Origin of the sequence: Mycolicibacterium helvum (assembly GCF_010731895.1) — a bacterium.
GTDB classification, from domain to species: domain Bacteria; phylum Actinomycetota; class Actinomycetes; order Mycobacteriales; family Mycobacteriaceae; genus Mycobacterium; species Mycobacterium helvum.
The window spans coordinates 733,971-743,167 of sequence record NZ_AP022596.1 but is presented as its reverse complement, the minus strand read 5'-3'; the positions used below and the strand labels follow the sequence as shown (position 1 = coordinate 743,167).

The 9,197-nt window shown below is 65.3% G+C and carries 3 protein-coding genes; 1 reads left to right on the top strand and 2 read right to left on the bottom strand.

From position 1 onward, the window contains the following. Nucleotides 1-52: 52 nt before the first annotated feature. Nucleotides 53-727, bottom strand: a complete 675-nt coding sequence (locus tag G6N38_RS03375; RefSeq protein ID WP_163746251.1) for a methyltransferase family protein — start codon at nucleotides 725-727, stop codon at nucleotides 53-55. 73 nt (nucleotides 728-800) lie between these two features. Continuing rightward, a complete protein-coding gene (pks2, locus tag G6N38_RS03370) occupies nucleotides 801-7,088 on the bottom strand; it encodes a sulfolipid-1 biosynthesis phthioceranic/hydroxyphthioceranic acid synthase (protein ID WP_170314142.1) in 6,288 nt (2,095 codons plus the stop codon). Nucleotides 7,089-7,429: 341 nt separating this feature from the next. Here pks2 and G6N38_RS03365 point away from each other — a divergent pair, with 341 nt between their 5' ends. Then, complete coding sequence (locus G6N38_RS03365; RefSeq protein WP_163751766.1) at nucleotides 7,430-9,196, top strand: AMP-binding protein; 1,767 nt, start codon at nucleotides 7,430-7,432, stop codon at nucleotides 9,194-9,196. Nucleotide 9,197 lies beyond the last annotated feature (1 nt).

Genomic DNA, 9,197 nt, shown 5'->3' with positions numbered 1-9,197 from the left:
ACCCTGCCTTCTTGAGCTTGCCGATCACCGGACGCAACCATCCGGTCCCCTATCACCACATGTATGGAATCAGCCGCGAGCGAACCCTCTGGGTGTATTCGCGGTATCCGTCCAACTCGTCGCCGAGCAACCTCTCCTCGTCATGGATGCGGGCGGCGAGTACGGCCACGCCAGGCATGACAAAAGCGAGCGCCCAGAAGGAGCCCAGGGCGAGGGGCAAACCGACCAGGATCAGCACGTTGCCGGTATACATCGGGTGCCGCACCAGCCCGTACAGACCGCTGCTGACGACCTTCTGGTCCGTTTCGACCTGGACGGTGGTGGACGCATAGGTGTTCTGAATGGCTACCACCACGGTCACGACCAGACCCGCGCCGACCAGGATATTGCCGAAAAGGCAGAGCCCAACTGGTACGGCCGACCAGCCGAAGCGATGGTCGAGCGCGCTGACCACGCATATCGCCACCAGCGATCCGTACAGACCGATCATGACAATCTTTTGGACCAGCCGGCCTTCGGCGATCGGCCCACTGCGCATCCGCCGTTGCAGAACAACAGGATTCGTGATCTGCAGGTAAATGCTGGGTAACCAGGCGGTGAGGGCGAACACTGCCAGAAACGCCCAGGCCTGCGGGTAATCGAAGGTGCCCGCGGGGGCGAACAGCAACAAGCCGATCGCGAGCAACTGGCCAAAGCCCAACGCGGCCACTCTAAGAACGGCGTTCACGTTCCTCCCAAAGTATCTTTCCCGAGTCGCATGGAGATGATGTTGCGTCGGCGATCGGCGTCATGGATGCCACTTAAGCTGACGCGTCGCTGCTCGCAGGTGCCAGTTTTTCGCACAGCAACTCCGCCAGCCCACGAATGGTGCCGACGGCGAGGTCGCTGGATGTCAAGCGCACTCCGGTCTCGGCTTCGAGGCGGGTCCGAAGTTCCAGGGCGCCCAGCGAGTCGACGCCGTACTCGGCAAGCGGCCGGTCCGGCTCGATGTTGCGCCGCAAGATCAGGCTCACCTGGTCGGAGATCAGCCGCCGCAATCGGGCGGGCCACTCTTCACGCGGTAGCTCACTGAGCTCCGCGTGCAGTTTGCTTGTGCCCGTTTGAACTTCTCCCACAGCGCTGAACGCTTCAGCGAAGGGGCTCCGCTCGGCAAAGGCGGTCATCCACGTGGCGCCGTCGGTCGGCGCATACCCGGCATAGGCGCGGTCATAGCGCAGCAGCATCTCGAGGGCGTAAGCGCCTTCGTCCGGAGCGATAGCGGCGCCGGTGCTCTCGGCAAGCTCGGTCGCGCGTCCGATCTGGCCCCATGGACCCCAGGCGATCGCGGTGCCCGGGAGGCCCTGAGCCCGCCGCCAGTGGGTGAAGGCATCCAGCCAGCTGTTGGCGGCGGCGTAGGCGCCTTGCCCGGGGGAGCCGACCAGCGCGGCAGCCGAAGAAAACGAGCAGAACCAGTCCAGCGGCTGATCGGCGATGGCGCCGTGCAGATTCCACGCACCGTAGACCTTCGGAGCCCAATCCCGGTCGATGAGTTCTTCGGTGATGTTGGCCAGGGTGCCGTCCTCGATGACGGCCGCGGCGTGCAGCACACCCCGTACCGGCAGTCCGGTGGCGGTGGCGGCCTCTACCATCCGCTGCGCGGTGCCGGGATCGGCGATGTCACCGCAGTGCACTACGACCTCCGCGCCCAATGCCCGGATCAGTTCGATCGTTTGCAGCGCCTTGAGGGTCGGCTGCGAACGGGACGTCAGCACGATACGTCCGCAGCCGGCGACGGCCATCTTCTCGGCGAGGAACAGGCCTAGCCCGCCCAAGCCTCCGGTGACCAGGTAGGAGCCGTCGCGGCGAAATGCCTTGGCCTGCTCGGGCGGAACTACTACGCTGCTGCTCCCGGTGCGCGGAATGTCCAGTAACAACTTGCCGGTGTGCTGGGCTGCGCCCATCACTCGGATTGCGGTGGCGGCCTCGGCCAACGGATACTCGCTGTGCGCGGCGGGCGGCAACTCACCGGCTGCCACCAGCTGGTAGACGGTGCGCAGCAAATCGCCGACCCGCTGGGGGTGGCTCAGCGACATCAGTGCCAGGTCCACGTAGTAGAACGTGAGATTTCGCCGGAACGGGAACAGTCCCAGCCGGGTGTTGCCGTACACGTCGCGTTTGCCGATTTCGACGAACCGTCCGCCGGTGGCCAACAGTTCAAATCCGGCCCGTTGCGCCGCGCCGGTCAGCGAGTTCAGCACGATGTCCACGCCGTAACCGTCGGTGTCGCGGCGGATCTGGTCGGCGAATTCGGTGCTGCGCGAGTCGTAGACGTGCTCGATCCCCATGTCGCGCAGCATTTGTCGACGCTCGTCGCTACCTGCGGTGGCGAAGATCTCGGCACCTGCGGCTCGCGCGACGCCGATGGCAGCCTGGCCAACGCCACCGGTCGCGGAGTGAATCAGCACTCGGTCGCCGGTCGCGATCCGGGCCTGGTCATGCAGGCCGTACCAGGCGGTCGCGGTCGCCGTTGCCACCGCCACTGCCTGGTGATCGGTTAGGGCGGCCGGAAGCGTGACGCCCAACCGGGCGTCACACGTGACGAACGTGCCCCAGCACCCGTTGCCGGAAAAGCCGCCGACCCGGTCGCCGACGCGATGATTGGTGACGTCCGGTCCGACCGCGGTGACCACGCCGGCGAAATCCATTCCCAGCTCGGGTAGTCCGCCGTCGATGGCCGGGAACAGTCCCATCGCGACCAGCACGTCGGCGAAGTTGATGCTGGATACGCCGACGGCGACTTCAATCTGGCCCGGCCCTGGAGTAACCCGTTCGCAGGCGGCCAGTTCCAGTGTTTCCAGGTCGCCTGGGGTGCGGATGTGCAGCCGCATCCCGTCGGAGTCGTTGCTTGCGGTGATGATGTGTCGTTCATCGGGACGCAGCGGGCTAGGCCGAAGGCGCGCCGTGTACCACGCACCGTCTCGCCAGGCGGTCTCGTCTTCCTTGGATCCGCTGAGCAGTTGGCGGGCCAGCTGCTCAGCATCGGTGCTGTCGTCGACGTCGATCTGGGTGGCGTGCAGATGTGGATACTCGGCGCTGATCACGCGCACCAATCCGCGCAGTCCACCCTGTTCCAGATTGGCCACATCGCCAGCCACCACGGTTTGGGCGGCGCGGGTCACGACAAAGAGATGTGGGATGTGGCCGGACGTCTGGGCCAGCTCGCGGGTGATGCGGGTCAGATGCTGGACATACTCCCGGCCCATCAATGGGCACTGGTCGTCGCTGTCGTTGGTCTTTCGTCCGGTAAGGATCACCGCACCGGTGACTTTCCCGGAACGTAGCTGCGCGGCCAGCTGTCCGGCGTTGGCCGCGTGGTCGGCGCTCGGCGGCCAGCACAGCGTGTTGCACTGTGCGCCTTGAGCCTTCAAGGCATCCGGCAGTGTTGTGCCGGTCAGATCCGCGGTCGCGGTAGTGCTGATCAACAGCCAGGTTCCGGCATCGACGTGGGGGAGTTCCGGCAGCTGCCGCTGCTGCCATTCGATGGTCAGCAGCCGCTCACCGAGTAGCCGATCCTGCTGGTCGTCCTCGGATTCGCCAGTGCCGCAGCGTAATCCCTGCACACTGAGCAGGACTGACCCGTGCTGGTCGAGTAGGTCGAGGTCCGCTTCGATCCCGGTGGCGTCGACGTGGGTGACCCGTGCATAACAGTAGTGGCTGCTGCGTGCAGACCCGTAGGCGCGTACGCGCCTCGCACCCAACGGCAGCCCGAGCACGCCGACGCCGCTGCTCTGAATCAGCGGACTGGCGGCAACGGACTGGAAACAGACATCCAGCAGTGCCGGGTGTACGTCGTAAGCGCCTTGTTGCGTGCGGATTTGGCTGGGTAAGGCGACGTCGGCCACCACCGTGCCGGTCGTCTCACCGCCGGTGTGCACGGCACCCAGACCGCAGAACGCCGGCCCGTACTGGACACCATGCTGGTCGAGTCCTTTACGTACCTCGGCGCCGTCGATGCGTAGCGGATGGGCGCCGAGGAGCTCGGCCATGTCGTAAGCGGTCGGCTGCTCATCGTCAGCGGTGTGCAGGACGGCGCTGGCCTGTCGTATTTGCCGGCCGCCTTCGTCAGATTCCACGAGGAAGTCGACGACACCGGGAGATGACAAGGACGCCGAGGTGCCGACGGTGGTGTGCTGATCGAGCAACAACGCCTGTTCGAAGCGGATGTCGCGCACCTCGACAGCCTCGCCCAGCACGGCGTGGGCGGCGGCGAGGGCCATCTCGCAGTATGCAGCCCCGGGCAGTACCGCCACATTGCGGATCGTGTGGTCGGCGAGCCACGGTTGGGCGGCGGTGCCGACCTCCGCCTGCCACACGTGGCGCTCCGGCTCTTCGGGCAAGCGCACGTGGGGGCCTAGGAGCGGATGTACCGACACCATATGACCACCATGCGCCGAGGAATCGCGACTGCCGCGTTCCACCCAGAGCCGATGTCGGGTCCAGCTCGGCAGCGGTGCATCCACCAAACGCCCATGGGGATATAGCACCGAGAAATCGATTGCGGCACCCGCACTGTGCAGGTCTGCGACCAAGCCGCGCAGTCCGTGCGGGAGCTCCTGTTCCCGGCGCATGCTCGCGAAGGTGGCCAACGGTGCGTCCAAATTGGCGGCGCTGCGTTCAATAACGTGGGTGAGCATCGGATGTGGCGCCAGTTCGGCGAAGACGCGGTGCCCGTCCTCCAGTGCCGCTCGTGCGGCCGCGGCGAACCGCACCGTGTTACGGAGATTTTTTACCCAGTACTTGCCGTTGCAGACCGGTTCTTCGCGCGGGTCGAATCCTGTTGCCGAGTAGAACGGAATCTGCGGCGTCAGCGGTGTGATCTCCGCGAGAGCCTGACCGAGTTCGTCGAGGATCGGATCGACAAGGGGAGAGTGTGCCGCCACATCAATGAGGGATTGGCGGACCATCACCCCGCGTTCTTCCCACGTCGCCATCAGATCGCGAACTGTCGGTTCGGCGCCACTGATCACCGTGGATTCTGGCGAGGCAACCACCCCGACGACGACATCCTTGATGCCGCCAAGAGTCAGCTCCGAAAGTACCTGCTTGGCAGGGAGTTCCACGGACGCCATGATCCCGGAACCGGAGATGCCGGACATCAGTCGCGAGCGCCGGCAGATCACCCGCACCCCGTCTTCGAGGGATAGCGCGCCGCAGACCACCGCCGCCGCGACCTCTCCCATCGAGTATCCAATGACCGCGCCGGGGAGCGCGCCGTACGCCTTCATGGTGGCGGCCAGGGCAACCTGCACAGTGAACAGGGTCGGCTGCAGTCGCGCATCGCCGGTCACCACCTCCGGTGCGGTCATTGCTTCGGTGACCGAGAATCCGGACTCGACCGCTACCAGTGGCTCGATCTGCGCGACCGTTGCGGCGAACACCGGTTCGTCCGCTAGCAGTTGGGCACCCATCCGGGCCCATTGCGAGCCCTGTCCGGAGAACACCCACACTGGTCCGCGGTCGTCGTTTGCTAGCGCCGACTCGTATGGAGCTTCACCGTTAGCGACCTCGAGCAGTGCCGTTGCCAACTCCCGCGGGCTGCTGGCGTGAACGGCGGTGCGTACCGGGCGATGGCTGCGCCTGCGGGCCAGGGTGTATCCGAGATCGGCCAGTGTCACGTCGTCGTGGGCTTGGACCCAGGAGGCGAGCCGGCCGGCCGTGCGCCGCAACTCGTCGGCCGAGGTCGACGACAGCGGAAAGAGCAGCGGTGCAGCCGAAGAATCGCTGAGGTCGTCGTTCACACGGAGTGCCGCCCGGGGCTCGGGACCTTGCTCCAGGACGGCGTGGACATTGGTTCCCGACACCCCGTACGAGGACACCGCCGCGCGGCGCGGATGCGGGCCGGTCGTTGGCCACTCTGTGGTCTCCACTGGCACAAAGAGTTTCGTGTCAATGCGCGCGAGGTCATCAGGCAGGCGGGTGAAGTGCAGATTCGGGGGAACGGTGCCGTGCTGCAGCGCAAGGATCGTTTTGATCAGGCCGATGGCGCCGGAGGCCGACTGCGAGTGGCCGAAGTTGGTCTTGGCCGATCCGAGCGCGCACGGCCCGTCGAGGCCATACACCTGGCTCAGGCTGGCGTATTCGATCGGATCGCCGACCGGGGTTCCAGGACCGTGCGCCTCGACCATGCCTACGCTGCCTGCGTCCACGTCCGCGATCGCCAGCGCGGTTCGGTACACCGCGGTCTGGGCCGTTACCGACGGGGTGGAGATGTTGACAGTGGCGCCGTCTTGGTTGACGGCCGTTCCGCGGATGACGGCGAGGATCCGATCGCCGTCGCGCAATGCATCCGGCAGGCGCTTGAGCAACACCATGGCGCACGCCTCGCCGCCGACGTAGCCGTCCGCGGCAATGTCGAAGGCGTGACAGCGTCCAGTAGGCGATAGATGGCCTGCTGCTGTCCCCGCGATGTACTTGCGCGGGTCCAGCATCACGTAGGCCCCGCCGGCGAGGGCGAGGTCGCTGTCACCCTCACTCAGGCTGCGACACCCCATGTGCACTGCGAGCAGCCCGGACGAACACGCGGTGTCGACCGCCATCGCGGGACCGTGCAGGCCCAGGGTGTAGGCGATGCGCCCCGCCGCCATGCTGAAGGTGTTACCCGAGTAGCCGTAGGGGCCCTCCATGGCGTCGGAATCCATCGCCAATAGTTGATAGTCGTAGTGCGTCAGCCCGGTGAACACGCCGGTGAGCGAGTCCTTCATGACGTCGGGGGTGAGCCCGGCGTGCTCCATCGCCTCCCAGGAGGTTTCGAGCAGTAACCGGTGCTGCGGATCGAGTGCGGCAGCCTCGCGCTCATTGATGCCGAAGAACTCGGAATCGAAGCCGGCCACGTCGTCGAGGAAGGCACCCCATTTCGACGCCGTTCGGCCGGGCACGCCTGGCTCGGGGTCGTAGTACTCGTCTTTGTCCCAGCGGTCCGGCGGCACTTCGGTAACCAGGTCAGCGCCGCTGCGCAACGCCTCCCAGAGCTGCTCGGGGGACTCGATACCGCCAGGAAGCCGGCACGCCATGCCGATGACGGCGACCGGAGCGGTCGATTTGACGCTCATAACGGCCGGGGAATTCGTCGCACCTGAGCCGCCTGGCCGATCATCGATCGCACCGAATGGAACCATCCCGTCTCCTCAACAGCAACGAAACCGCAGTCCAGTCCGTTGCTTGACTCACCTGTGGTTCCCCCCGACCCAGGCAAGACGATTATTGACGCAGACGCAGCGTCCCGGGTCAAGTTTGCTTGATTTGCAAGTAAGTGCACATATGTTCCGGTTGCTGTCTGGCCGAAGCGGTGTCCCGATTCGCCGCTTGGCCGCAGCGCAATGGCTGACGAAGACGTCGCATAACTTGGTTGTTCGAAGGTGTCACAACAACGGCTCCTGATAGCTTGCTTGCCGTGACACAGGCGATTGAGGCTTCGATTCCGGCTCTGTTGCGCGAACGCGCAAGCCTGCAACCGGACGACGTTGCGTACACCTTCATGGATTACGACCAGGACTGGGCGGGCGTCCCCGTGAGCCTGACGTGGCCGCAGCTGTATCGGCGGGTGGCCAACCTGGCCCGCGAGCTCAGCCTGAGCGCGTCGCCCGGCGATCGCGCCATGATCATCGCGCCGCAAGGCCTGGAATACATCGTTGCGTTCCTGGGGGCGCTGCATGCCGGAGTGATTCCGGTTCCGCTGTCGGTGCCCATGGGTGGCGTCACGGACGAGCGGGTCGACTCGGTGATGCGCGACGCGTCGCCGGTCGCCGTTCTCACGACGTCCGTTGTCGTCGCCGAGGTCAGTCGCAGTATCGTCCCCCAGCCCGGACAAGCACCGCCGGCAATCATCGAGGTCGATTTGCTGGATCTAGACGCTCCACCTCGGCCTGGCGCGCCGGCGATGCACGAGGACGACAATCCGCACGCCACCGCGTATCTGCAATACACCTCCGGTTCGACTCGTTCGCCGGCTGGCGTAATGATCTCGTATACAAATCTTTTCACCAACTTGCAGCAGATCACCACGGACTATTCGAGGCACGCCGGGGTCACTCCGCCCGACCTGACGTTTGTGTCGTGGCTGCCGTTCTTCCATGACCTGGGGTTGATTCTGGGTGTTTGCTCGCCGATTGTGTTAGGAACCAGCGCGGTGCTGACCAGCCCGGCGTCGTTCCTGGTGCGGCCGGCGCGTTGGATGCAGTTGCTGGCGACCAATCCGTGCCCCTTTACCGCCGCACCGAACTTCGCGTTCGACCTGGCGACACGGAAAACCTCCGACGAGGACATGGCCGGGCTCGACCTTGGCGGCGTGCACACCATCCAAAGCGGCGCCGAGCGCGTGCAGCCTGCGACGATCAAGCGCTTCACCGACCGATTTGCCCGCTTCAACCTGAATCCGGCGGTGATTCAGCCGTCCTACGGCATGGCCGAAGCCACCCTGTACATGGCGACCCCGAGGCCGGAAGATCCCATCAAGGTCGTGCATTTCGACACCGAAGCCCTGACAGCGGGCGAGGCCAAGCGAATCACCGGCCAGGATGGCACACCGTTGGTCAGCTACGACGGCCCGATCAGCCCGCGCTCACCGATCTTGCGAATCGTCGACCCGGAGACCCGCACCGAGGTTCCGGATGGCAAGACCGGTGAGATCTGGTGCCACGGCGACAATGTCAGCATTGGCTATTGGGAAAATCCGGAGGAGACCGCACGCACATTCGGTGGCACGATCGTCGCGCCGACGACAGGTACGCCGGAAGGCCCCTGGCTGAAGACCGGCGATGTCGGCTTCATCTCCGACGGCGAGCTTTTCGTGGTGGGGCGCATCAAGGACCTGCTGATCATTTACGGCCGCAACCATGCCCCCGACGACATTGAGGCGACCGTCACGGAGATCACCAAGGGGCGCTGCGTGGCGATCGCCGTTCCGGACGACGCTGTGGAGAAGTTGGTCGTTGTGATGGAAGTCAGGAAGCGTGGCGACTCCGATGAGGAGGCGAAGCAGCACCTCGAGGCCATCAAGCGTGATGTCACTTCGGCGATCTCGAACGCGCATGGCATTGCGGTCTCAGATCTCGTTCTGGTGGGCGGGGGGTCGATCCCGGTCACCACCAGCGGCAAGGTGAGGCGGCAGGCCTCGGTGGATCTCTACCAGCGCAAGCAGTTCGCGCGTCTGGACGGTTGAG